19 protein-coding genes are annotated in these 23,423 nt (G+C 71.7%); 12 read left to right on the forward strand and 7 right to left on the reverse strand.

Annotated features, from left to right (window positions below):
* Positions 1 to 30: 30 nt before the first annotated feature.
* The 7 genes from dhaM (at position 31) to rny (ending at position 8,198) form a co-directional block, all read left to right on the forward strand.
* The gene (gene dhaM, locus ACGFI8_RS02305; protein WP_392798721.1) at positions 31 to 435 is read left to right on the forward strand and encodes a dihydroxyacetone kinase phosphoryl donor subunit DhaM; all 405 of its coding nucleotides are present in this window, start codon (positions 31 to 33) and stop codon (positions 433 to 435) included.
* A gap of 7 nt (positions 436 to 442) precedes the next feature.
* Complete coding sequence (locus ACGFI8_RS02310) at positions 443 to 679, forward strand: HPr family phosphocarrier protein (RefSeq protein WP_392798724.1); 237 nt, start codon at positions 443 to 445, stop codon at positions 677 to 679.
* Between the two features lie 41 nt (positions 680 to 720).
* Entirely contained in the window at positions 721 to 1,965 is a 1,245-nt protein-coding gene (locus ACGFI8_RS02315) for an MFS transporter (protein WP_392798726.1), read from the forward strand.
* 10 nt (positions 1,966 to 1,975) lie between these two features.
* Positions 1,976 to 2,176, forward strand: a complete 201-nt coding sequence (locus tag ACGFI8_RS02320) for a DUF3046 domain-containing protein (RefSeq protein WP_392798728.1) — start codon at positions 1,976 to 1,978, stop codon at positions 2,174 to 2,176.
* A gap of 156 nt (positions 2,177 to 2,332) precedes the next feature.
* The gene (gene recA / locus ACGFI8_RS02325; RefSeq protein WP_392798731.1) at positions 2,333 to 3,382 is read left to right on the forward strand and encodes a recombinase RecA; all 1,050 of its coding nucleotides are present in this window, start codon (positions 2,333 to 2,335) and stop codon (positions 3,380 to 3,382) included.
* A gap of 1,240 nt (positions 3,383 to 4,622) precedes the next feature.
* Positions 4,623 to 5,276: a regulatory protein RecX gene (locus ACGFI8_RS02330; protein WP_392799629.1), complete on the forward strand. Its 654-nt coding sequence runs from the start codon at positions 4,623 to 4,625 to the stop codon at positions 5,274 to 5,276.
* Between the two features lie 1,173 nt (positions 5,277 to 6,449).
* Complete coding sequence (rny, locus tag ACGFI8_RS02335; protein WP_392799632.1) at positions 6,450 to 8,198, forward strand: ribonuclease Y; 1,749 nt, start codon at positions 6,450 to 6,452, stop codon at positions 8,196 to 8,198.
* A 78-nt stretch (positions 8,199 to 8,276) separates the two neighbouring features.
* On the opposite strand, the gene ACGFI8_RS02340 is transcribed toward rny, so the two are convergent.
* The 5 genes from ACGFI8_RS02340 to ACGFI8_RS02360 form a co-directional block, all read right to left on the reverse strand.
* Positions 8,277 to 11,090 carry an ABC transporter substrate-binding protein gene (locus tag ACGFI8_RS02340; RefSeq protein ID WP_392798734.1) on the reverse strand — a complete coding sequence of 938 codons (2,814 nt, stop codon included), beginning with the start codon at positions 11,088 to 11,090 and terminating at the stop codon, positions 8,277 to 8,279.
* Positions 11,091 to 11,133: 43 nt separating this feature from the next.
* Positions 11,134 to 12,006: an amino acid ABC transporter permease gene (locus ACGFI8_RS02345; protein WP_392798737.1), complete on the reverse strand. Its 873-nt coding sequence runs from the start codon at positions 12,004 to 12,006 to the stop codon at positions 11,134 to 11,136.
* Complete coding sequence (locus ACGFI8_RS02350) at positions 12,003 to 12,659, reverse strand: amino acid ABC transporter permease (protein WP_392798740.1); 657 nt, start codon at positions 12,657 to 12,659, stop codon at positions 12,003 to 12,005. Before ACGFI8_RS02350 ends, ACGFI8_RS02345 begins: the two co-directional genes overlap by 4 nt.
* A 67-nt stretch (positions 12,660 to 12,726) precedes the next feature.
* Positions 12,727 to 13,692, reverse strand: coding sequence for a transporter substrate-binding domain-containing protein (locus tag ACGFI8_RS02355; RefSeq protein ID WP_392798743.1), 966 nt, complete (start codon positions 13,690 to 13,692; stop codon positions 12,727 to 12,729).
* A gap of 107 nt (positions 13,693 to 13,799) precedes the next feature.
* Positions 13,800 to 14,546, reverse strand: coding sequence for an amino acid ABC transporter ATP-binding protein (locus ACGFI8_RS02360; protein ID WP_392798746.1), 747 nt, complete (start codon positions 14,544 to 14,546; stop codon positions 13,800 to 13,802).
* A 298-nt stretch (positions 14,547 to 14,844) separates the two neighbouring features.
* On the opposite strand from ACGFI8_RS02360, the gene miaB reads away from it, so the two are divergent.
* Positions 14,845 to 16,308 (forward strand): tRNA (N6-isopentenyl adenosine(37)-C2)-methylthiotransferase MiaB, encoded by a 1,464-nt coding sequence (gene miaB, locus ACGFI8_RS02365; protein ID WP_392798749.1) that lies wholly within the window; start codon positions 14,845 to 14,847, stop codon positions 16,306 to 16,308.
* 171 nt (positions 16,309 to 16,479) lie between these two features.
* On the opposite strand, the gene ACGFI8_RS02370 is transcribed toward miaB, so the two are convergent.
* Complete coding sequence (locus ACGFI8_RS02370) at positions 16,480 to 17,688, reverse strand: DUF349 domain-containing protein (protein ID WP_392798752.1); 1,209 nt, start codon at positions 17,686 to 17,688, stop codon at positions 16,480 to 16,482.
* A gap of 196 nt (positions 17,689 to 17,884) precedes the next feature.
* Between ACGFI8_RS02370 and ACGFI8_RS02375 the strand changes: the two genes are divergently transcribed.
* The 3 genes from ACGFI8_RS02375 to dapF are packed head-to-tail and all read left to right on the forward strand — an operon-like array spanning position 17,885 to position 20,338.
* Positions 17,885 to 18,556 (forward strand): class III extradiol dioxygenase subunit B-like domain-containing protein, encoded by a 672-nt coding sequence (locus ACGFI8_RS02375; protein ID WP_392798754.1) that lies wholly within the window; start codon positions 17,885 to 17,887, stop codon positions 18,554 to 18,556.
* A gap of 17 nt (positions 18,557 to 18,573) precedes the next feature.
* The gene (gene miaA / locus ACGFI8_RS02380) at positions 18,574 to 19,476 is read left to right on the forward strand and encodes a tRNA (adenosine(37)-N6)-dimethylallyltransferase MiaA (RefSeq protein WP_392798756.1); all 903 of its coding nucleotides are present in this window, start codon (positions 18,574 to 18,576) and stop codon (positions 19,474 to 19,476) included.
* Positions 19,477 to 19,480: 4 nt separating this feature from the next.
* Complete coding sequence (gene dapF, locus ACGFI8_RS02385; protein ID WP_392798758.1) at positions 19,481 to 20,338, forward strand: diaminopimelate epimerase; 858 nt, start codon at positions 19,481 to 19,483, stop codon at positions 20,336 to 20,338.
* On the opposite strand, the gene ACGFI8_RS02390 is transcribed toward dapF, so the two are convergent.
* Positions 20,326 to 21,771 (reverse strand): NAD-dependent malic enzyme, encoded by a 1,446-nt coding sequence (locus tag ACGFI8_RS02390; protein ID WP_392798761.1) that lies wholly within the window; start codon positions 21,769 to 21,771, stop codon positions 20,326 to 20,328. The genes dapF and ACGFI8_RS02390 overlap by 13 nt on opposite strands.
* A 144-nt stretch (positions 21,772 to 21,915) precedes the next feature.
* Here ACGFI8_RS02390 and hflX point away from each other — a divergent pair, with 144 nt between their 5' ends.
* Positions 21,916 to 23,352: a GTPase HflX gene (hflX, locus tag ACGFI8_RS02395; RefSeq protein ID WP_392799635.1), complete on the forward strand. Its 1,437-nt coding sequence runs from the start codon at positions 21,916 to 21,918 to the stop codon at positions 23,350 to 23,352.
* Positions 23,353 to 23,423 lie beyond the last annotated feature (71 nt).

Genomic DNA, 23,423 nt, shown 5'->3' on the forward strand with positions numbered 1-23,423 from the left:
CGGTACGGCGGGCACATAGCATTGCCCGACATGGGAGCAACGGGTGGGCAGTTGGTAGGAATCGTCCTGGTTTCGCACAGCGAGCGGCTGGCACACGGGCTGCGGGACATGCTGGTGCAGGTCGCGGGCGAGGAGGTGCCGATCGAGGCGGCGGGCGGGACCGACGACGGCGGGCTGGGCACCAGCTACGACCGGATTCTCGTCGCCATCGACCGGGCCGACCGCGGCGCCGGGGTCCTCGTGCTGACCGACCTGGGTAGCGCCGTGCTCACCGCGCGTACCGTCCTGGAGGACCGGGTCGCCAACGACGCCGTGCTCGTCGACGCGCCGTTCGTCGAGGGCGCGGTAGCGGCGGCCGTACTGGCCGGCACCGGCGCCGACCTCGACGAGGTCACGCAGGCGGCGGTGGAGGCCCGCGATGTCCGCAAGCTCTGAGCGCTCCGTGGTGCTGCCCGAGGATCTGCACGCCCGGCCCGCCGGGGCGCTGGTGCGGGTGGCGGCGCGTTTCCGCAGTACCGTCGAAGTGATCTTCAACGAGAAGCGGGCGAACGCGCGCAGCGTGCTGGCGATCATGGGGTTGAACGCGACGGCGGGCTCCACGGTGTTCGTCCACGCCCGGGGCGACGACGCGGACGAGGCGGCCGCGGCCGTCGTATTGGCCCTCTCCGCCGTGGCGTAATGGGTGGCGCGGGCCGCGGTCCGTACGCGAGGATGACCGGCGTGACCCCCGGCGTGACATCCACCGCAACGCCCGTCGATGTCTCGTCCCTGCAGCGGCGCACGCTGAGCCTGCTCGTCGGCACGCAGATCGTGGGCGGGCTCGGGGTGGCCAGCGGCGTCTCCGTCGGCGCGCTGCTCGCCGCGTCGCTGGCCGGGCCGTGGGCCGCGGGGCTCGTCGGCAGCTGCGCGGTCATCGGCGCGGCGCTGATCGCGATCCCGGCGACCCGGCTGATGCGCACCGGCGGGCGGCGGCCCGGGCTCGTGTTCGCGTATTCCACCGGCGCCGCCGGCGCGCTGCTCGTCACCCTCGCCGTAGTCGTCTCCAGCGTGCCGCTGCTGTTCCTCGGCACGCTGCTGTTCGGCGGGGCGAGCGCGGCGAACCTGCAGGCGCGGTACTCGGCCGTCGACCTCGCCGCCCCAGACCGGCGGGCGCGGCACCTGTCGATCGTGGTGTGGGCCACGACGATCGGGGCGGTGGCCGGGCCCAACCTCGCCCCGCTCACCGATCGGCTGCTGGCGCCGTGGGGCATGCCGGAGTACGGCGGGCCATACCTGTTCAGCGCTGTCGCGTTCGGCCTCGGGGCGGTCGTGCTGCTGACGGTGCTGCGCCCGGATCCGCTGCTGACGGCGCGGGGCCTCGCCGGCGAGACCGCCACGCCCGCGCGGGGCGTCTGGCGGGAGGCGGCCCGCACGATCCGCGACAGCGCCGGCGCCCGGACCGGTGTCGCCGCGGTCGCCGTCGGTCACGTGGTGATGGTCGGCGTGATGTCCATGACGCCGGTGCACATCGGCGCATACGTGCACGACCACGGCGACCTGCTGCGCATCGTCGGCCTGGTGATCAGCATCCACATCACCGGGATGTACGCACTGTCCCCGCTGGTCGGCTGGCTCGCGGACCGCTTCGGGCGCCGCCCCGTCATCCTCGGCGGCGCCGCGCTGCTGGTGCTCGCCTGCGCGCTCAGCGGCACCGCCGGCGAGCACACCTGGCGGCTCTCGATCGGCATGGCCCTGCTCGGGCTGGGCTGGAGCGCCACGATGGTCGCCGGTTCGACCCTGCTCTCCGAGTCGGTACCGCTGGAGCGGCGCGCCGGCGTCCAGGGGCTCTCCGACGTCGTCATGGGCGTGGCGGGCGCCTCGGCGGGGGCGCTGTCCGGGCTGGTGGTCGACCTGTTCGGGTACCCGGTGCTCACGCTGCTCGCCGCGGTGGCGGTGGTCCCCCTCGTCGCCCGTGTCCTCCGTTAGGTTGGCAAGCGTGCGTCTGACGGATTTCTGGCAGCGGCTGGAGCAGGTGTTCGGCCCGGCCTACGCGAAAAGCATCGCCCACGATCAGGTGTTGTCGCAGCTGGGCGGCCGCACGATCGAAGAGGCCCTCGCCGGCGGCTTCGAGACCGCGGAAGTGTGGCGCGCTGTGGTCGCGGCATACCCGGAGCGTGTTCCTGCCCGCCTACGCTGATGTTTTTCGGCGTGTTGGCATGTTGATCGTACAGATGTACGGGTACTCTTCTCGCTGGTCGGGCGTCACGCGGCAGTTTTTGTCATACCCGGCGCTTAACGTGTCAGCGTGACCAAGCGAACGCCGACGAAGACCGCGAACCCAGGGGTGACGGACATGGCAGTGCAACCGGACCGGGAGAAGGCGCTGGGGCTCGCCCTCTCGCAGATCGACAAACAGTTCGGCAAGGGCTCCGTGATGCGGCTCGGTGAGCGCGTCCAGCAGCCCCAGGCGGTGATCCCGACCGGCTCCATCGCCCTCGACGTGGCGCTGGGCATCGGCGGCCTGCCGCGCGGCCGGGTGATCGAGGTCTTCGGCCCGGAGTCGAGCGGTAAGACCACCGTCGCCCTGCACGCGATCGCCAACGCGCAGGCCGCGGGCGGCATCGCGGCGTTCATCGACGCCGAGCACGCGCTCGACCCCGACTACGCCAAGGCGCTGGGCGTCGACACCGACGCGCTGCTGGTCTCCCAGCCCGACACCGGTGAGCAGGCCCTCGAGATCGTCGACATGCTGGTGCGCTCCGGCGCCCTCGACATCATCGTCATCGACTCCGTCGCCGCCCTCGTGCCGCGCGCCGAGATCGAGGGCGAGATGGGCGACAGCCACGTCGGCCTCCAGGCCCGCCTCATGAGCCAGGCGCTGCGCAAGATCACCGGTGCCCTCAACAACTCCGGCACCACGGCGATCTTCATCAACCAGCTGCGCGAGAAGATCGGCGTCATGTTCGGCAGCCCCGAGACCACGACCGGTGGCCGCGCGCTGAAGTTCTATGCCTCGGTCCGCCTCGACGTGCGCCGCATCGAGAGCCTCAAGGACGGCACCGACGTGGTCGGCAACCGCACCCGCGTCAAGGTCGTCAAGAACAAGGTCGCTTCGCCGTTCAAGCAGGCCGAGTTCGACATCATGTATGGCAAGGGCATCTCCCGCGAGGGCTCGCTCATCGACGTGGGCGTCGAGCAGGCGATCATCCGCAAGTCCGGCGCGTGGTATACGTACGACGGCGACCAGCTCGGCCAGGGCAAGGAGAACTCGCGCAAGTTCCTGCGTGACAACCCGGACGTGGCCGCCGAGATCGAGAAGAAGATCAAGGAGAAGCTCGGCGTCGGCGTCGGCCAGGCGACCGACGCGGCCGGCGGCCCCGAGGCCGCCCCGGTCGACTTCTGACCCACCCCCACCGCCGCACGGGGGCCCGCCCTCGCGCCGCGGTGGTCGCGGTCGTGGTCGTCGCGGCGGTGCTGGTCACGGTCGCTGCGGTGTGGCAGTCATGGTTGTCGCGGTCGCGGTGGCGGTGGCGCCGTGACGCAGTCGTGGTTGCCGTGGCTCGGCGGCGGCGTGGTCGCTGCGGTGACGCGGGTCCGCGGTCGCCGTGGGTCGCGGGCGACGGTGTCGCGCCGCGGCCGCTTCGGCGTCGCGGTTGCGGTCGGCCGGCGGCGGCGTCGCGTTGTGGTGGTGTGGTCGCTGCGGTGTCGCGGTTGCGGTCACTGCGGCTCGGCGGCGTCGGTGTCGGCGTTGCGTTGGTCTTCGTTCCGTTCATGACTCCCGGTGCTGGCCAGGTGGGCCAAGCCGCTTGGCCGGCACCGGGTCTCTCCAGGGGCCGCGGTGGCCGGTCCGCCGTGAGGTTGCAGGTGGATCCGGCCCTGGAGCCGGTGCAGTTGTCGGAGGTGTGCAGATGCCCGGCGGGGATGAAGCCGCCGCTGCCGAGCCTTGGGCCGAGTCCGGGTCGGACGAGGAGAACCCGTGGCTCGCCGCCGGCGACCCCGCACGGCCCGCGCCGCCTCGGCGCCCCGCGGCCGCGGCTCCGGTGCTGCCCTGGGATGACCCGGGCGGCGAGAACCCCTGGCTCGCGACCTCGCCCGACCCCGCCGGCCCGGCTGCCTCCGCCCCGCGCGGCGATGCGCCCTTGCCGCCGGTCGGCCCCGGCGGCGGCTTCCCGATCGAGGCTCACCCGAGCTCCTTCGGCGATCCGCGGGCCTCTTCCGGCCGTTCCGACACCTCTTCGGGCCGTCCCGGAGAGCGTTCTGTCCGTCCCGGGGCGTCTACGGGCGATCGTCCCGAGACCTCTTCGGACAATCCCTGGACCTCGGCCGGCGATCCCCGGCCCGAGTCGGCGCCGGGGCCGGCGTGGGAGCCCGGGCCGGGCAACCCGTGGGCGGACGCCGACGCATCACGCTCGGCCTCGACGCGCTCGCCTTCTCGGCGTGCACCCGGCCGCGCATCCTCCTCGCGGAGTGAGGCCGCGTCCCCTTCGCATGGCGGGGCCGCATCCTCCTCGCAGGGTGGAGCTTCGCGGGGTTCGTCCTCCCCGCGGGGTTTGCCTGAGGCGTTCTCCTCGCGCTCTGAGGGTTTGTCCTTCTCGCGGGGTGAGGTTGAGCGGCATTCCGCGGACGATTCGGATATTTCAGGAATTCCCGATTCAAGCGGCGAGCGTGGTGGCGGGGGCGGCGGTCGAGCCGGGGATCGGCGGGGCAGGCGCGGGGAGCGTGGCCGGGAGCGTCGCGATTCGCAGCCGGCGGCGCCGGTCGATCCGCGGGAGGCGGCGCGGGAGATTTGCCTGCGGCAGCTGGCCGTACGGCCTCGCACGCGTGCCGAGCTCGCCGCAGCCATGCGCAAGCGCGGGGTGGAGGACGAGATCGCGGCGGAGATCCTGGAGCGGTACGACGATGTCGGCATCATCGACGATGCCGCGTTCGCTCGGGCCTGGGTCGCCAGCCGCCACCACGGGCGCGGGCTGGCCCGCCGCGCGCTGGCCGGCGAGCTGCGGCGCAAGGGTGTCTCCGCGGACGAGGTGGGCGAGGCGCTCGAGCAGCTGGCCCCGGAGGTCGAGGAGCAGACCGCGCGGGCGCTCGTAACCCGTCGCCTGCGCACCGAGACGCGCGGCGGGCCGGAGGCCGTGTTCCGGCGCCTGGTCGGGATGCTCGGGCGCAAGGGATACCCGGCCGGCCTCGCCATCCGCGTGGTCAAGGAGGCCATGGCCGAACGGGAGGAGTCCGCCGAGTTCGCCGACGGCATCGACCCCGACGCGCTGGCCGACGCCGCGCTCGATCCCGACGCTCAGTAACCGCCGATCCCCTCTGCATCGCCTGTTCTGCTGTATCGCGGTTCGTCAGGCCATCCGATCGGCGGGTGTCATATCCCCGCCACTTCGCTGTTCCGGTCCGGGATGGGGTGGCAGCCGGGTTCGTCGGGGACGCCATCCGTCATGCAGCGTGCTGCCATCGGTCCAGGTGTGCGGCTGCCACCCTGAATCAGGTCAGCCGCCTCTCCATGCGCCGTATGGCTTGCGTGACGGGCGTCGATGGCGGTGTTGGTGGGGGCCACGGTCTGTGGTGGAATGGTTGCAGGCTTGGCGAGGCGCGTGTGCGCTGCGTCGAAGAGTTCGTCACGCGGGGTGGAACTCGGCGACCGACATGCCGGAAAGATCCGGCCAAATGTTGTCGCTGGGGTGTTTCGGCTGGCAACGGTACTTGGCGGACTTACGTCCCGTATGGTGCCCGATCATGAGTCCTTGACCGAAGCGCCCTTCACGACCTAGCCTCGGCGTTACCAGATGGAGACCGCCCAACCACCGCGGGTTTACCGCACAACATAGATCGCGTCACAGATCAGCAACACTTACCACATTCATACCGGAAATGAGCGCCACGCCTTGCGGGAGGTGTCGGCGCTAGCGGCGACCCAGCAGCGGGGCGTTCTAAGCCTCGATATCGATACCCCTTGATGCGCAGTGGTCGGGCGTCTCCTCCACATCACCCGCCGTCGCAGATGCGCGGCGCCGAGCGGAGCGAGGTGACGTCGTGACGGAGTGCGCCCGTGTCATCCTCTGCGACCCCGAAAGCCCCGGCGGCCTGACGGCCACGGGAGCGAGCGCGGGACGAACCCGCAACGGCGGATGGTCCGGCACGGCGCCGGATGCCGACGGCGACGAGAGCGGCGAGGGAAGCCGAGCCCCAGGCCCGCACCTCCGGGTGGTCGCTACCGCGAGTGACCGGGACCCCGACGCGAGCGGCGACCGGCTCGTGGCGCGCGACGGTCGAGGCCCGACCGCCTCCTTCGCGCTCGAGCGACGAACCCGGGCCGCCGACCCAAGTAGGGTTGCAACCGGGGGCGGGACCGCCCGTGCGGACAGGGCGGTAGTTGTGGACACAGCGTGTGGGAACCGGGCGGGCGTGTACCGTGCGGCGGCCGGTGAGGTGGCGGCGTGACTGGGTTTCAGATCGCGCTGACGGTGGCGATGACCGTGCTCGGCGTCGTCGTGGTTGTGGCGCTCGTGGTCGCGTTGAAGGTGGTCCGGCGGCTCGGCGTGAGCGCGCCGCCCGTGGCGCCGGCGGGGGACGATCCCGCCTTCCTCGCCGAGAAGGACCGGCAGGAGCACTCGCTGGCGTCGCTGCGTACCGCGGCCGAGGACGCCACGGCGGCCGTCGACGAGGCGCGGGCGGCCGCGGCGGCGGCGCGCACCGAGGCGGCGGCGGCGAAGGCGGAGGCCAGCTCGGCCAGGTCGGAGGCGCGGCGGATCCTCGACGCGGCCCGGGCCGAGGCCGACTCGCTGATCGAGCGCGCGCACCGGCAGGCCGAGATCGACGCCGAGCAGGCGCGGTCAGTGGCGCGGCGGGCGGGGGAGCGCGAGGTCAACCAGCTCACCGCGGTGGCCAAGGAGCAGTCGCAGGACGCCGAACGCCGGCAGCGCCGGCTCGACGAGCGGGAGCGGCTGCTGGCCGAGGAGGCCGAGCGGCTGGCGGAGCGGGACCGGCGCATCAGCAGTACCGAAACGGATTTTTCGGAACGCGAAGCGTCCTTTGCCCGACGTGAGGCCGAGCTCGCCGAGGGTGAGGAGCGGCACCGCGAGGAGCTGGAGCGCATCGCGGGGCTGACGGCCGACGCGGCCCGGATCGAGGTCGTCGAGACGATCGAGGCGCAGGCCAAGCGCGAGGCGGCGCTGCTCGTGCGGGACATCGAGAACGACGCGCGCAACACCGCCGAGCAGCGGGCCCGGCACATCGTCGTCGACGCCATCCAGCGGGTCGCCAGCGAGCAGACCGCAGAGAGCGTGGTCAGCGTCCTGCACCTGCCCAGCGACGAGATGAAGGGCCGGATCATCGGGCGCGAGGGGCGCAACATCCGCGCGTTCGAGTCGACGACCGGGGTAAACCTGATCATCGACGACACGCCCGAGGCGGTGCTGCTGTCCTGCTTCGATCCGGTACGCCGGGAGATCGGTCGCCTCACCCTCGAGAAGCTGGTGCTCGACGGGCGGATCCATCCGCACCGCATCGAGGAGGTCTTCGAACAGGCGAAGCACGAGGTCGAGCGGCTGTGTCACCGGGCCGCCGAGGACGCGCTGGTCGAGGTCGGCATCACCGACCTGCACCCCGAGCTGATGACGCTGCTCGGGCGGTTGCGGTACCGGACCTCATACGGCCAGAACGTCCTCAAGCACCTCGTCGAGACCGCCCACATCGCCGGCATCATGGCCGCCGAGCTGCGGCTGGACCCGGCGCTGATCAAGCGGTGCGCCTTCCTGCACGACATCGGCAAGGCGCTCACCCACGAGGTCGAGGGCAGCCACGCGCTGATCGGCGCCGACGTGGCGCGCAAGTACGGCGAGCACGACGAGGTCGTCCACGCGATCGAGGCGCACCACAACGAGGTCCTGCCGCAGACCATCGAGGCCGTCCTGACGCAGGCGTCCGACGCGTGCTCCGGCGGCCGCCCGGGCGCGCGGCGGGAGAGCCTGGAGGCGTACGTCAAACGCCTCGAGCGCATCGAGGAGATCGCCGCCGGCAAGTCCGGCGTGGAGAAGGTCTTCGCGATGCAGGCCGGGCGCGAGATCCGGGTCATGGTCCGGCCCGACGACGTCGACGACATCGGGGCGGCGGTCCTGGCCCGCGACGTGGCGAAGCAGATCGAGGAGGAGCTGACCTACCCGGGGCAGATCCGCGTCACGGTCGTGCGGGAGTCGCGGGTCACCGAGATCGCCCGCTGACCGCCGCGCCCACCCCGAGCGCCGCACGGCGGGGTGGGCCACACCACCTGCGCGCTCGCCGTGCGGCCCGCGTGAGGATCAGGGCTGGATCAGGGAGTCCTGCACCATGTACTTGCCCTGCACCTTGTACGCCCAGATCAGCGGATCCGGCGCCGACAGGTTGCCGCTGCCGTCGAACTTGATCTGGCGGCCCGTGGCCACGCCCTTGGCGTTGTACGTCGACATGAATTCGACCATCTCGTCGCGAGTGCCCTTGCCCGCCAGGAAGCCGGCCAGGAAGACGCCCGCCGCGTCGTACGCCTCCGGGCCGTAGTAGCTGGATGACGTGCCGAACGCGCCCTGGTACTTCGACGCGAAGTCGGCGCCCGCCTCCTTCGACGGCACGCACGGGCAGGTGACGACGACGCCCTCGGCCTTGCCCTCGGTCTTGATCACGAAGTTCTGCGTGAACAGCTTGTCCGAGCCGACGACCGGCAGGTTGGGCTTCGCCGCCCGCAGCGCCTTCACGAAAGCGATGCCGTCGTCGGACTGGCCCGCGAAGTAGACGGCGTCCGGGTTGGAGTCCGTGACCTGCTTGACCGCGGAGGTGAAGTCGGTGTCGGTCTGGCGGATGTGCACCGTCTGGCCGGTGCCGCTGCCCAGCTCGTTCGACACCTGCTGGCGCCCGATCGTGCCGAAATCCGAGTCGTCGTACACGATGGCGCTCTTCTTCGCCTTGAGGGTGTTCTTCAGGTATTGCGCGCCCGCCCGCGCCTGGTCCTCGTCGGAGCCGATGATCCGGTGGAACGTGGCCCAGCCCTGCTTGGCGAGCTTCACGTCGGGCGCGAACGGCGCGATCATCGGCAGGTTCGCCTTGTTGAGGATCGGGCCCGCGGCGAGGATCTCGTTGTCGTACACCGGGCCGACCACGCCGATGACCTCCGGGTCGTCGACCGCGTTCTGCGCCTTCGTCTTGCTGCCGTCCTCGGTGCCCGTCGTGTCGAACTCCTTGAAGTCGACGTGGCAGTTCGGGTGTTTGGCGTTGAAGTCGTCGATGGCGAGCTTCACGCTGTTGCGCATCATCACGCCGTCGTCCGAGTTGTCGCCGCTGGACATCCCGAGGTAGCCGATCTTGTGCCCGCACGCGGGGGACACGGCCGGCGCCGCCTGGTCCGACGGGTTGTCGCCGGCCCGGCCGCCCCCGTCATCGCCCTTGGTGCCGAGCCAGACGATCCCGCCGATGGCGAGCAGGAGCACGAGGGCGCCGACGCCGGCGGCCGCGATGAGCCCGCCGTTGCGCTTGTTCGGCGGTCGTACCCCGGGCGGCCCGTACCCACCGGAAACGGGCTGGGCCGACATGGGCTGGGCGGAAATGGGCTGGGCGGAGACGGGGGCCTGCCACACCGGAGCGGGGCTCGCCGGCGGCCCGGTCACGGGCTGCGGCGGCACGACCGGCGGCCGGGGCTGGGCGTAGGCGGCGGGCTGCGCGGGCACCGTGGGCGCTGTGGGCTGCGCCGGCGGGCGCTGCTGCGGCGGGAAGCCGGCCGGGCGCTGCTGGGGCGGCGGCGAGGTGGGCTGCGGCGGCGCGACCGGGGGCGAGGTGGGCTGCGGCGGCACCGCCTGCATCGAGCTCGTCTGCAGCAGTGGCGGCAGGTGCGGCGTGTTCGACGGCATGGAGAACGCCGGCGACACCGGCTGCGCGGAGACGGGGGAGCCCGACACCGGCGCCGCGGCCACGTCCGCGCTGGGCTCCATGCCGGGGACGCCCGAGATCGGCGGCCCGGAGATCGGCGAGGAGGCGCCGCCGGCGGCGCCCGACACCGGGGCGCGCCCGGTCGGCGGGGCCAGGTGCAGCGCGCCCTCGGCGACGACCAGCTCCGGCTGCTCGATCGCGGTCGGCGCGAGCCCCATCGCGCGGTGCAGCAGCGTGGCCGCGAGCGGGATCCGGCTGGAGCCGCCGACCAGGAACACCGCCGACACCGGGCGGTCGCCGAGCGCCGCGGCGGTCACCGCGATCTGCGTCGCCGTGACCGTGCGGTCCAGGATCGGCCGGGCCAGCTGCTCCAGCTGCTCGCGGCCGATCGGCACGCTCTCGTCGAACAGCGGCACGTGGACGTACGTGGTGGCGGCCCGGCTGAGCATTTCCTTGGCCAGCCGCGCGTCCTCCCACAGCTGCCAGGCGGCTCGCCGGTCGGCCTCACTCTCCGGGTTGGTCAGCCGGCGCCACTGGTCGCCCTCACGGCCGGCGAAGTTGCGCCCGAGGTAGGCCACCACGGCCGCGTCCACGTCGAGCCCGCCGGCGTCGGGCAGGCCCTCGCTGGCCAGCACGTCGAAGCCGCCGCCGGCGTTGCGGCGCACGACGCTCGCGTCGAACGTGCCGGCGCCGAAGTCGTAGACGACCGCGATCCCGCCGACCGGCACGTGGGTGCCGACCGTACTGACGAAGTACGAGGCGGCGGCGACCGGCTCGGAGGACAGCAGCGGCGCGGGCAGCCCGGCCGCGACGGCGGCCTGGGAGAGGGTCTGGCGCCGCTGCGGCGGCCAGGTCGCCGGGTGAGTGATCATCACCTGCGACGGCTTCGCGCCGGCGACCCGCTCGGCCTCGGCCGCGACCCGGCGCAGCACGCTCGTGACGAGGTCGCCGACGGGCACGTCCCGCTCGCCGAGCCAGACGGTGCCCTCCTCGACGCGGCGCTTCGGGTAGGGCTCGAACCGGTGCGGCTGCAGCCGCGCGGAGTGCACCGCGTCGCGACCGGTCAGGATCGTGCCGTCGGCGTTGACATACACCGCCGACGGCAGCAGCGGCGAGCCGTCGAAGAGCAGAGGCTTGGTGCGCCCGTCCGGCCAGCGCAGCACCGCAACCGTGTTGGAGGTGCCGAAGTCGATGCCCAACCTGAAGCCGGTGTCCGCCACTCGCGCAGCGTACGCAGCGGGCGCAACCTTGCCAATCTCCACCCTAGAGCGCCGGACCGGCGGTCCCCTGGTCCGTCGTCAGCGGCACCGGATCTGCGGTTGTCCTGCGGCGAGGGCCGCCGATCAGACGCTTCTGCAGCCAGAACGCGAACCAGGACAGAAGGCCGCAGGTGGTGATGTAGATCGCGGCGACCACCAGGTAGCTCGGCACGTACGGCAGGCCGAAGGGCAGGCGTCCGCCGATCTGCTTACCGACGTACAGCAGCTCCGGCAGCGCGATGATGAACCCGAGCGCGGTGTCCTTGAGCAGCACCACGAGCTGGCTGACGATGGCGGGCAGCATGGCGCGCACCGCCTGCGGCAGCAGGATCGACAGCATCACCTGGGTCTTGCGCAGGCCCAGCGCGTAGGCCGCCTCCGACTGGCCCTTCGCCACGGCGAGGATGCCGGCCCGGAAGATCTCGGCGAGCACGGCGCCGTTGTACACCACGAGGCCGATCACCAGCGGCCAGAACGGTCCGACCTTGTAGCCGAGCTGAATCGGGCCGTAGTAGGCGAAGAAGATGAGCACGAGCAGCGGGATCGCCCGGAACAGCTCGACGAGGAACGTGGCCGGCGCCCGCAGCCAGGCGTGGTCGCTCAGCCGTACGGCGGCCAGCAGTGCGCCGAGCAGCAGCGCCAGCACGGCCGCGGTGCCCGCGACGCGCAGCGTGGTCAGGTAGCCGTCCAGCAGCTGCTGCTGGATCGCCGTGTACTCGAACTGCTGCCACTTGACCGGCTCGAACTGGCCGGTGTCGTAGAAGCGCGAGACGATGTACCCCAGCAGCGCCAGGATCCCGATGGCGCTCGCCACGCCGAGGATCCGGTTGCGCAGCCGCGCCTTCGGGCCGGGCAGGTCGTAGAGCACGTTGGTCATCGCGCGACCCTCCAGCGTCGCTCGAGCATCCGCTGCAGGGCGATCAGCGGTACCACCAGGATCAGGAATCCGATCGTCACCCACAGCAGGGCGTAGATCTGGTTCTCGCCACGCTCGGACAGGTATGCCTGGATCGCGCCTGCCTCGGCGACCGAGAAGCCGGCCGCGATCGTCGTGTTCTTCAGCATGGCGTTGAGCACGCTGATCATCGGCGGCACCACCGTGCGGAACGCCTGCGGCAGCACGACCGTGCCCAGCACCTGGGTGAACGTCATGCCCAGCGCGCGGGCGGCCTCGGCCTGCCCGATCGGCACCGTGTTGATGCCCGAGCGCAGTGCCTCGCAGACGAACGCGCTGGTGTAGGCGATGAGCGCGACGCACGCGCTGGGGAAGTAGTCGAGGTTGACGTCCAGCTTCGGTACCGCGAACACCAGCAGTGCGAAGACCAGCGTCAGCGGGCAGTTGCGCAGCAGCAGCACGTAGGAGGTGCCGAAGGCGCGCAGCGCCGGCACCGGGGACACGCGCATCGCGGCCAGCAGGGTGCCCACGACCAGCGACCCCGCGGCGGCGATCAGGAACAGCTCGATCGTGGCCAGGAAGTGCGACCCGATGACGTCCCAGTTGTCCGTCAGGACATGAAAGAACTCGTTCATCCGCTGCCCATCGGAGGGAAATGAGGCGGGACGCCGCCCCGGCAGGAGCGGCGTCCCGATGTCAGGATCAGTACTTCTCGAGCGGCGGTGCGGTGGCCGAGGAGCCCGACTTGCCCAGCGTGCCGTCGTAGATCTTCTGCCAGGTGCCGTCGCTCTCGGCGGTCTCCAGCGCGCCGTTGACGAAGTCGCGCAGCGCCTTGTCGTCGTGCGCGAGGCCGATGCCGTACTTCTCCGGGTACGGCTGGCTGGTCGCCGGGTTGATGAACGGCTTGCCCACGACCTTGAGCATGCTCGGGTTCTGAGCGGCGTAGCCCTTGAGGATCGCGTCGTCGGTGGTGACCGCGTCGACCTTCTTGTCGATCAGCTGCGACACGCACTCGGAGTACGTCTTGAACTCCACGATGTTGCTGTCCTCGGTGAGCTTCTGGTCGCGCACCCGCTGAATCGGCGTCGAGCCGGTCGCGGAGCACACCTTCTTGCCCTTGAGCGAGTCCGCGCCGGTGATGGACGTGTCGTCCTTGCGCACCAGCAGGTCCTGGGCCGCGATGAAGTACGGGCCGGCGAAGGAGACGTCGGCCTTGCGCTTGTCGGTGATCGAGTACGTGCCGACGTAGTAGTCGACCTCGCCGCCCTTGATCGCCGTCTCGCGGTTGGCGGACTGAATCTCCTTGTACTCGATCTTGGCCGGGTCGATGCCCAGCTTCGACGCGATCAGCTGGGCGATCTCGATGTCGAAGCCGCAGCGCTTGCCCGAGGCGTCCTTGTAACCGAGGTTCGGCTGGTCGAACTTGACGCCGATGACGACCTTGCCGGCCGCCTTGATCTTGTCGAACGTCGGGCTGCCGGCGATGTCCACACCGCTGGCCGGCGTGAACGACGTGCCCGAGGACGTGCACGCGTCGCTCGCCGCGGCGGGCGCGCCCGACTGGCCGGCCGGCGTCTCCGGGGTGGGGGTGCCGTCCTTGCCGCAAGCGGCGAGGCCGAGCGAAAGCGTGGCGACCGCGGCGACGGCCGCAATCCGCGTGATTCGCATCTTCTGCTGCTCCTTCCATAACTTCATGGCCGTCCGGGCATGCCGGCCGGCCGCGGGCGCACCAGGGTCGGTACGCCTGATCTCGTGTGCCGAGGTGTGCCTGAACGTCAGTGGGTGAGGATCTTCGACAGGAAGTCCTTGGCGCGCTCGGTGCGCGGGTTGGCGAAGAACTCCGCCGGCGTGGCCTCCTCGACCAGCTGCCCGTCGGCCATGAACACGACCCGGTTGGCGGCGTGCCGGGCGAAGCCCATCTCGTGGGTGACCACGACCATGGTCATGCCCTCGCCCGCCAGGGTCGTCATCACGTCGAGCACCTCGCCGACCATCTCCGGGTCCAGGGCGCTCGTCGGCTCGTCGAACAGCATCGCCTTCGGCTGCATCGCCAGGGCGCGCGCGATCGCCGCGCGCTGCTGCTGGCCGCCGGACAACTGGGCCGGGTACTTCTCCGCCTGCTTGCCGATCCCGACCCGCTCGAGCAGGCCCATCGCCCGCTCCCGGACCACGGCCGGCTTCTCCTTGCGGACCTTGACCGGGCCGAGCATCACGTTCTCGAGCACGGTCTTGTGCGCGAACAGGTTGAACGACTGGAACACCATGCCGACCTCGCTGCGCAACCTGGCCAGCGGCCGCCCCTCCTCGGGCAGCCGGGTGCCGTCGAAGACGATCTCGCCCTCGTTGATCGGCTCCAGCCGGTTGATCGCCCGGCACAGCGTCGACTTGCCGGAGCCGGACGGTCCGACGACGACCACGACCTCGCCCCGCCCGATGGACAGGTTGATGTCCTTCAACACGTGCAGCTCGCCGAACCACTTGTTCACGCCACTGAGCACGATCAAAGGCTGGTCAGTCATCATCCGCCCCACTGCATAACGATGGCCGTCTCCCTCTCCGGTTCGAACGACGTTAGCGGGGCAAAGGGCGTTGATCCCCGACACACTGGTCACGGGGCGATAACAACGGACGATTTGCCTGACCTATGCCCGACGGGCCGGATTTGGGCACAGTGGGCGACAAGCGGATCATGGTGACCAACGACGATGCTTCGGGTGCATAGTCATGCGGGCTGCGCGAGCGGCGAGGCGGCCGACGTGCACCTGCCCGGCCTCGTGGATACGGCCGGTGAGCACATCGGGGGCTAGTATTCGTCCTGCCATGACTGACAACCGCACCTTCCGCGTGATCACCTACGGCTGCCAGATGAACGCGCACGACTCCGAGCGCATCTCCGGGCTGCTGGAGGAGGCCGGCTACGTGCCGGCGGACGGCGACGGCGAGCCCGACGTCGTCGTGTTCAACACGTGCGCGGTGCGGGAGAACGCCGACAACCGGCTGTACGGCAACCTCGGCCATCTGCGCCCCACCAAGCTCGCCCACCCCGGCATGCAGATCGCCGTCGGCGGCTGCCTGGCGCAGAAGGACCGCGGCGACATCGTGAAGAAGGCGCCCTGGGTGGACGTCGTCTTCGGCACGCACAACATCGGCTCCCTGCCGGTGCTGCTCGAGCGCGCCCGGCACAACGCCGCCGCCGAGGTGGAGATCCTCGAGTCGCTCGAGGTCTTCCCGTCCACGCTGCCGACCCGCCGCGAGTCGACCTACGCCGGCTGGGTGTCGATCTCCGTCGGCTGCAACAACACGTGCACGTTCTGCATCGTGCCCGCGCTGCGTGGCAAGGAGAAGGACCGCCGCCCCGGCGACGTCCTGGCCGAGGTCCGGGCCCTAGCCGCAGAGGGTGTACTCGAGGTCACGCTGCTCGGACAGAACGTGAACTCCTACGGTGTCGAGTTCGGCGACCGCTACGCCTTCGGCAAGCTCCTGCGCGCCTGCGGCGAGATCGACGGCCTGGAGCGGGTCCGGTTCACCAGCCCGCACCCGAAGGACTTCACCGACGACGTGATCGCCGCGATGGCCGAGACCCCGAACGTCTGCCACTCGCTGCACATGCCGCTGCAGTCCGGCTCCGACGCCGTGCTGCGCGCGATGCGCCGCTCGTACCGCGCCGAGAAGTACCTCGGCATCATCGACAAGGTCCGCGCCGCGATGCCGGACGCCGCGATCACCACCGACATCATCGTCGGCTTCCCCGGGGAGACCGACGCCGACTTCGAGCAGACCCTCGAGGTGGTCCGCGCGGCCCGCTACTCCAGCGCCTTCACCTTCCAGTACTCCAAGCGCCCCGGCACCCCGGCCGCCACGATGGACGAGCAGGTGCCGAAGCGGGTCGTGCAGGAGCGGTACGACCGCCTGATCGCCACGCTGGAGGAGATCAGCTGGGCGGAGAACAAGCGGCTCGTGGGCTCCACGCTGGAGGTCCTGGTGGCCGTCGGCGAGGGCCGCAAGGACACCGCGACGGGCCGCCTCTCGGGCCGCGCCCGCGACGGCCGGCTGGTCCACTTCGCCGCCGACCCGGACGCGGGCATCCGCCCCGGCGACGTCGTGCACACCACCGTCACCTACGCCGCGCCGCACCACCTCAACGCCGACGGCCCGCTCGTCGCGCACCGCCGCACCCGCGCGGGTGACGCGTGGGAGGCCGGCCGGGTCACCCGCACCCCCGGCGTGTCCCTGGGCATGCCGGCGATCGGCGCCCCGCCGCCGCAGCCCGCCTCCCACTGCTGACCTCCCACCGGCGGGGTGAGCCCCGCGCGGTGAGCTTGCGGGTGATTTGTCGCATGGCGAACAGGCCTTGCGAACAGGCGCCGAAAAGCGTTGACCACTACACGCACGACGGCGTGTAGTGGTCAACTTTTCTATGTCGGACGGGACCCTGCCCGTCACAGGAGAAGTCCGTCAGCCGGTGTGCTCCGCCATGGCCAGGAACTTGCGCTTCGACTCCAGGGCCTTCTCGGCGTCCTTGATGCGGCGCTGGTCGCCCGCGGCCTGGGCGCTCGCCAGCTGCTGCTCCGCCCGCGCCACCTGCTCACGCATCTGCGCGAGGAGGGGGCTCGCCTCGGGCGGGGTGCGCCGCCACGCCGCGTCCATCGCGGACTTCACCCTGTCCTCGACCGCGCGCAGGCGGCGGTCCAGGCCGGCCTGTGCCTCGCGCGGCACCCGGCCCACGTCGTGCCAGGTGCCCTGGATCTCGCGGAGCCTGTTCTGCGCGCCCTTCGGGTCGCCGTCGACGTCGAGGGCCTCGGCCTGGGTGAGCAGCTCCTGCTTGCGGTCGAGGTTGCCCTTGAACTCGGCGTCGCGGGCCGAGAAGACCTCGCTGCGCCGCTTGAAGAAGGCGTCCTGCGCGGCCCGGAACCGCTCCCACAGCTTCTGCTCGCTGTCCTTCGCGGCGCGCGGGGCGGCCTTCCACTCGGTCATGAGCTCCTTGAGCCGGGTGGCCGTCGCGTTCCACTCGGTGGACTCCGACAGCGACTCGGCCTCGACGACGAGCTCCTCCTTGCGGCCCTGGGCCTGCTTGCGGCTCGCGTCGAGGGTCGCGAAGTGGGCGCCCCGGCGGCGGGTGAAGGCGTCGCGGGCGGCCGCGTAGCGCTTCCACAGCTCGCTCTCGGCCTTCTTCTCGACGCCGTGGATCGACTTCCACTCGTCGAGGATCTCCTTGAGCCGGTCGCCGGCCGTCTTCCAGCCGGTCGCATCGGCGGCGAGCACCTCGGCCTCCTCGACCAGGGTGGTCTTGCGGGCGAGGGCCTCGGCGCGCGCCGCGTCGCGGGCGGCCCGGGCGGCGCCGGCCTTCTCCTCCGCGATCGAGGTGAGCTTGTCGAGGCGGGCGGCGAGCCCGTCGATGTCGCCGACGACGTGCGCCTCGTCGAGGCCGCTGCGCAGGCGGCGGATGGTGGACAGTGACTGGCCGGCGTCGGCGGCGCCACTGCCCAGCCGAGCCTCGATCAGGTCGACCTCGGTCACCAGGTCGGCGAACCGGCGCGCGAAGTGGGCCAGGCCCTCCTCGGGTGTCCCTGCCTGCCAGGACCCGATCGCCCGCTCACCGGCGGCCGTCTTCACGAAGACGTTGCCGTCGGTGTCGATCCGTCCAAACTCCGTAGGGTCGCTCATCTGCCCATCCTCGCTCCCGGCGCCTGCAGGATCGGGTATCCCACCGTCACGCCGCCATCGCACAGCAAAGTTCCCCAGGGCATTCTCACAGGTGTGCCCCGGGGGCGGTCGAGTGCCTGCGGCCGAACCGTGACCATTCCGGTGCCATTCACGGGTCGCACGGCTGCGCAGAGACCGTCCCCGATAACGTTAGGCCGTGTCACTCGTCGCCGCCGCAGTCTGCCCACATCCACCACTACTCGTGCCGGAGGTGGCCGCCGGGGCGGCGGACGAACTCGACGACCTGCGGGTTGCCTGCCGCGCCGCGGTGGCGCACCTGACGAACGCCTCGGTCGACTCGCTCATCGTCGTCGGTTCCGATACCACGACGGTACGCCGTGACCCGCCGTTCGGGGGAGCCCTGTCCCCGTGGGGCATCGATCTGCCGGTCGGCGACCCGTCCGGCGAGCAGCTCCCGCTCAGCCTGCTGATCGGCGCGTGGCTCGCCCCGCACGCCGGAAACTTCCAGAGCGTCGCCGCCGACGCCCCGCCCGCCGAGTGCGCGCGGCTCGGCCGGGCGCTGGCCGGGGAGGCCGAGAGCGTCGGCTTGCTGGTGCTCGGCGACGGTTCGTCCTGCCGTACCGAGAAGGCTCCCGGCTTTTTCGACGCCCGCGCGGAGCCCTTCGACGCCGCCGTGGCGGCCGCCCTGGCCGGGGCCGACGCCGCCGCGCTGGCCGCGATCGACCCAGGCGAGGCCGACGAGCTGCTGGTCGCGGGCCGCGCGCCCTGGCAGGTGCTGGCCGGCGCCGCGGACCGGAAGATGGCCGGTGAGCTGCTGTACGAGGCGGCCCCGTACGGTGTCGGCTACTTCGTGGCAACCTGGCAGTAACCGAAGGTGAATTCTCGATGAACAAGGTCCTCGCCGTCGTCGGGCCCACGGCGGCGGGCAAGACGGCGCTGAGCCTGCGCCTGGCCGAGGCCCTCGGCGGCGAGGTCGTCAACGCCGACTCCATGCAGCTGTACCGCGGGATGGACATCGGCACCGCCAAGCTCGCCCCCGCCGAGTGGGGCGCCGTGCCCCACCACGTCCTGGACATCTGGGACGTCACCGAGCCCGCCAGCGTCGCGGTCTACCAGCGCCTGGCCCGCGCCGCGATCGACGACATCGCCGCCCGCGGCCGGGTGCCGCTGCTCGTCGGCGGCTCCGGCCTGTACGTCCGGGCGGTGCTCGAGGACTTCGACTTCCCGGGCACCGACCCCGGCCTGCGCGCCGAGCTGGAGCGGGAGCTGGCCGAGGCCGGGCCGGCGCCCCTGTACGCCCGGCTGCGGGCCGCCGACCCGGTTGCCGCCGGGCGGATCCTGCCCAGCAACGGGCGCCGGATCGTGCGCGCCCTGGAGGTCAACGCGCTCACCGGCACGACGTTCACCGCGGCGCTGCCGGAGCCGCGCCCGGTGTACGACGCGGTGCAGCTCGGCGTTGACGTCGACACCGCCGTGCTCGACGCGCGGATCGAGGCGCGGGTGGACGCGATGTGGGCGGCCGGCTTCGTCGAGGAGGTGCGCGGGCTGTTGCGCGCCGGGCTGCGGGAGGGGCGCACGGCCGGCGGCGCCCTGGGGTACCGCCAAATCATGAACTATCTGGACGGACTGTGCGGGGAGGAGGAGGCGCGGGCGGAGACCGTGCGCGCCACCCGGCGCTTCGTGCGCAGGCAGCGGTCCTGGTTCCGCCGGGACGGGCGGATCCGCTGGCTCGACGGCGCCGCGGCGGACGTCACCGACGCGGCCCTGGGCGCGGTGCGGCAAGATTGACGCCATGCGCTTCGCGAAAGGCCACGGCACGGGCAACGACTTCGTCATCCTGCCCGACCCGGACGGCACCCTGCCGCTGACCCCGGCCTTCGTCGCCGCCCTGTGCGACCGGCGCCGCGGCATCGGCGCCGACGGCGTGCTGCACGTCGTGCGCAGCGCGGCCCACCCCGATGCCGAGGCGTCCGCCGCCGGCGCGGAGTGGTTCATGGACTACTGGAACGCCGACGGCTCGCAGGCGGAGATGTGCGGCAACGGGGTGCGGGTCTACGCGCGGTACCTCGCCGAGGCCGGCCTGGTCGACCCGGAGGGCTCGTTCGACCTGGTCACCCGCGCGGGCGTGGTGTCGGTCACCATGGGCGAGGAGATCTCGGCCGGGATGCCGCTGCCGCGGGTCTACGTGCAGAGCGAGGCCGGCACCAGCGGCGCGAGCTTCACCGGCACGGCGGTCGACGTGGGCAACCCGCACCTGGTCTGCGCCGTCGACGAGCCCACCCTGGAGCGGCTCGACCTGACCCGCGCACCCGCGGTCGACCCGCTGATCTTCCCGGCGGGGGTCAACGTCGAGTTCGCCGCCGTAGGCCCGGCCCCGGCGGGCGCCGACCTGTACCGGCGCATGCGGGTGTACGAGCGCGGCTCCGGCGAGACCCAGTCGTGCGGCTCCGGCGCGTGCGCGGTGGCCGCCGCGGCGCTGCACCACGCGGGCCTCGACGGCGGCGTGGTCGTGGTCGACCTGCTCGGCGGCCGGCTCACCGTCACCATGACGCCGACGGAGTGCCTGCTGCAGGGGCCTGCGGTCATCGTCGCCCACGGCGACGTCGACGCGCAGGCCATCCGGCAGCTCGCTCCCACCTACTCCTCGTAGCTGCGCACCACGCCGTCGGGCATGGAGTCCAGCTGCGGCCCCTTGGCCGCGGCCCGGACCGCCGCGGCGACGGCGGGGGCGACCCGCGCGTCGAACACGCTCGGCACGATCACCGTCGGGTTGAGCTTGTCCTCACCCACCGCGTCGGCGATCGCCTGCGCCGCTGCCAGGGCCATCGCGTCGGTGAACTCGCGCGCCTGGGCGTCGAGCATGCCCCGGAACACGCCGGGGAACGCGAGCACGTTGTTGATCTGGTTGGGCTGGTCGGAGCGGCCGGTGGCGACGATCGCGGCGTGCTCGCGCGCCTCCCGCGGGTCGACCTCCGGGTCGGGGTTGGCCAGCGCGAACACGATCGAGTCGGGCGCCATCGTGGCGATGTCGTCGCCGGTGAGCAGGTTGGGCGCGCTCACCCCGATGAAGACGTCGGCGCCGCGCAGCGCACCGCGCAGGTCGCCGGAGTAGTTGTCCCTGTTGGTGTTGTTCACCAGCCACTGCCAACTGGCCGACAGCCCGGTCATGCCGCGGTGCAGCGCGCCCGGCCGGTCGGTGGCGATCACGTCACCGACGCCCTGGCGCAGCAGGAGCTTCATGATCGCGGTACCGGCCGCGCCGGCGCCGCTGACGACGACCCGGACCTGCCTGATCGGCTTGCCCACCACCCGCAGCGCGTTGGTGAGCGCGGCCAGCACGCAGATCGCGGTGCCGTGCTGGTCGTCGTGGAACACCGGGATGTCCAGCTGGTCGCGCAGCCGCTCCTCGATCTCGAAGCAGCGGGGCGCGGCGATGTCCTCGAGGTTGATCCCGCCGTAGGCCGGGGCGATCGCCCGCACGATCGAGATGATCTCGTCGGTGTCCTGCGTGTCGAGCACGACCGGCCAGGCGTCCACCCCGCCGAAGCGCTTGAACAGGGCGGCCTTGCCCTCCATGACCGGCATTGCGGCGTAGGGCCCGATGTTGCCGAGGCCGAGCACCGCCGAGCCGTCGGTGACCACGGCGACCGTGTTGCGCTTGATGGTCAGGCGCCGGGCGTCGTCCGGGTTTTCGGCGATGGCCAGGCACACGCGGGCCACGCCTGGGGTGTAGGCGCGGGAGAGCTCGTCGCGGTTGCGCAGCGCGACCTTCGGCGCGACCTCGATCTTGCCGCCGAGATGCAGCAGGAACGTGCGGTCGGAGACCTTGCGCACGTCGACCCCGTCGAGCTTCTCGAGGCCCGCTACGACCTGCTCGGCGTGAGACGAGTCGGCGGTGTCGCAGGTGAGGTCGACCACGACGTTGGCGCTGTCGGAGTCGACGACGTCGACCGCCGTGACGATCCCGCCGGCCTCGCCGACCGCGGTGGTCAGGCGGCCGATGGCGGAGGCGTCGGCGATGACGGAGACACGAATGGTGATGGAGAACCCGGCGCTGGGCAGTCTGTGTGTGGCAGGTGTCACGACCCCATTCTCACCCCGGCGATCACCCGCTCGGCCACCCGGTACGCCCGGATTGTGGCGCGTCGATGCGCTGCCGCCGATATCAAGTGCCTCGGCGGGCGCGAAGTGTCAGGATTGCAGGGTTGATACAGTTTCACCGAGGAGATCATCTTGCGCGCACGAACGAGCTTTTCCGCAGACGCCTACGACGCGGACGCAGAGGAGTTCGAGGAATTCGTTGACGACGGCGGTCTCGAACTCGAGGAGCGGCACGCCCTGCGGCGCGTCGCCGGACTGTCCACCGAGCTCTCCGACATCACCGAGGTCGAGTACCGCCAGCTGCGCCTGGAGCGCGTCGTGCTGGTCGGCGTGTGGACCGAGGGCAGCGTCACCGACGCCGAAAACTCACTGACCGAGCTGGCCGCGCTTGCCGAGACGGCCGGCTCCCAGGTGCTCGACGGCCTCATCCAGCGCCGCGGCCGGCCCGACCCGTCCACCTTCATCGGCCGGGGCAAGGTCGAGGAGCTGCGCGCCGTCGTGGCCAGCAGCGGCGCGGACACCGTCATCTGCGACGGCGAGCTGTCCCCGTCGCAGCTGCGCACGCTGGAGTCGCAGGTCAACGTCAAGGTCATCGACCGCACGGCGCTGATCCTGGACATCTTCGCCCAGCACGCCAAGAGCAAGGAGGGCAAGGCCCAGGTCGAGCTGGCGCAACTGCAGTACTTCCTGCCGCGCCTGCGGGGCTGGGGTGAGGCGCTCAGCCGGCAGGCCGGCGGCTCGGCCAGCGGCAACGGCGGCGTCGGCTTGCGCGGCCCTGGTGAGACCAAGCTGGAGATCGACCGGCGGCGCATCCGCACCCGCATCGCGCGGCTCAAGCGCGAGATCGCCGCGATGGCGACGATCCGCGACACCAAGCGCGCCACCCGCCGGCGCAACCGAGTGCCCGCGGTGGCCATCGCCGGCTACACCAACGCCGGCAAGTCCAGCCTGCTCAACCGGCTGACCGGGGCGGGCGTGCTGGTCGAGGACGCGCTGTTCGCCACGCTGGACACCACGACCCGGCGGGCCCGGGCCGCGGACGGGCGCGTCTACACGCTGTCCGACACGGTCGGGTTCGTCCGCCACCTGCCCCACCAGCTGGTCGAGGCCTTCCGGTCCACCCTCGAAGAGGTCGCCGAGGCAGATCTTGTACTGCACGTCGTCGACGGTTCGCACCCGGACCCCGAGGCGCAGGTCAGGGCGGTCCGTGAGGTGCTGGCCGAGGTCGGCGCCGACGCCGTGCTGGAGCTGTTGGTGATCAACAAGGTGGACGCGGCCGACGAGGAGACCCAGCTGCGCCTCAAGCGGCTGTGGCCCGAGGCGGTCTTCGCCTCCGCGCGCACCGGCGCCGGCATCGAGGACGTGCGGGCCGCGATCGAGCGCCGGCTGCCGTGGCCGGCGATCGAGCTGACGGCCGTGGTGCCGTACGAGCGCGGCGACCTGGTCGCGCGGGTGCACTCGATCGGCGAGGTCCTGGAGACCTCGCACCTGGCCGAGGGCACGCGGCTGCGTGCCCGGGTGACGGAGGGCCTCGCCGCCGAGCTCGCGCCTTTCGCCGTGTGATTACGTAGCGTCACGCTGGACGATTACTTGGAGTGACAGCCGGACCGGGCGCCCCCAATCCTGGTCCGGCT

Source organism: Dactylosporangium sp. NPDC048998 (assembly GCF_043197855.1).
GTDB lineage: Bacteria > Actinomycetota > Actinomycetes > Mycobacteriales > Micromonosporaceae > Dactylosporangium.

Coding starts and splice junctions, on each gene's coding strand:
- dhaM (WP_392798721.1), top strand. CDS start 31: ATGGGAGCAACGGGTGGGCAGTTGGTAGGAATCGTCCTGGTTTCGCAC.
- recA (WP_392798731.1), top strand. CDS start 2,333: ATGGCAGTGCAACCGGACCGGGAGAAGGCGCTGGGGCTCGCCCTCTCG.
- rny (WP_392799632.1), top strand. CDS start 6,450: ATGACCGTGCTCGGCGTCGTCGTGGTTGTGGCGCTCGTGGTCGCGTTG.
- ACGFI8_RS02345 (WP_392798737.1), bottom strand. CDS start 12,006: ATGACCAACGTGCTCTACGACCTGCCCGGCCCGAAGGCGCGGCTGCGC.
- ACGFI8_RS02350 (WP_392798740.1), bottom strand. CDS start 12,659: ATGAACGAGTTCTTTCATGTCCTGACGGACAACTGGGACGTCATCGGG.
- ACGFI8_RS02355 (WP_392798743.1), bottom strand. CDS start 13,692: ATGCGAATCACGCGGATTGCGGCCGTCGCCGCGGTCGCCACGCTTTCG.
- ACGFI8_RS02360 (WP_392798746.1), bottom strand. CDS start 14,546: ATGATGACTGACCAGCCTTTGATCGTGCTCAGTGGCGTGAACAAGTGG.
- miaB (WP_392798749.1), top strand. CDS start 14,845: ATGACTGACAACCGCACCTTCCGCGTGATCACCTACGGCTGCCAGATG.
- ACGFI8_RS02370 (WP_392798752.1), bottom strand. CDS start 17,688: ATGAGCGACCCTACGGAGTTTGGACGGATCGACACCGACGGCAACGTC.
- miaA (WP_392798756.1), top strand. CDS start 18,574: ATGAACAAGGTCCTCGCCGTCGTCGGGCCCACGGCGGCGGGCAAGACG.
- dapF (WP_392798758.1), top strand. CDS start 19,481: ATGCGCTTCGCGAAAGGCCACGGCACGGGCAACGACTTCGTCATCCTG.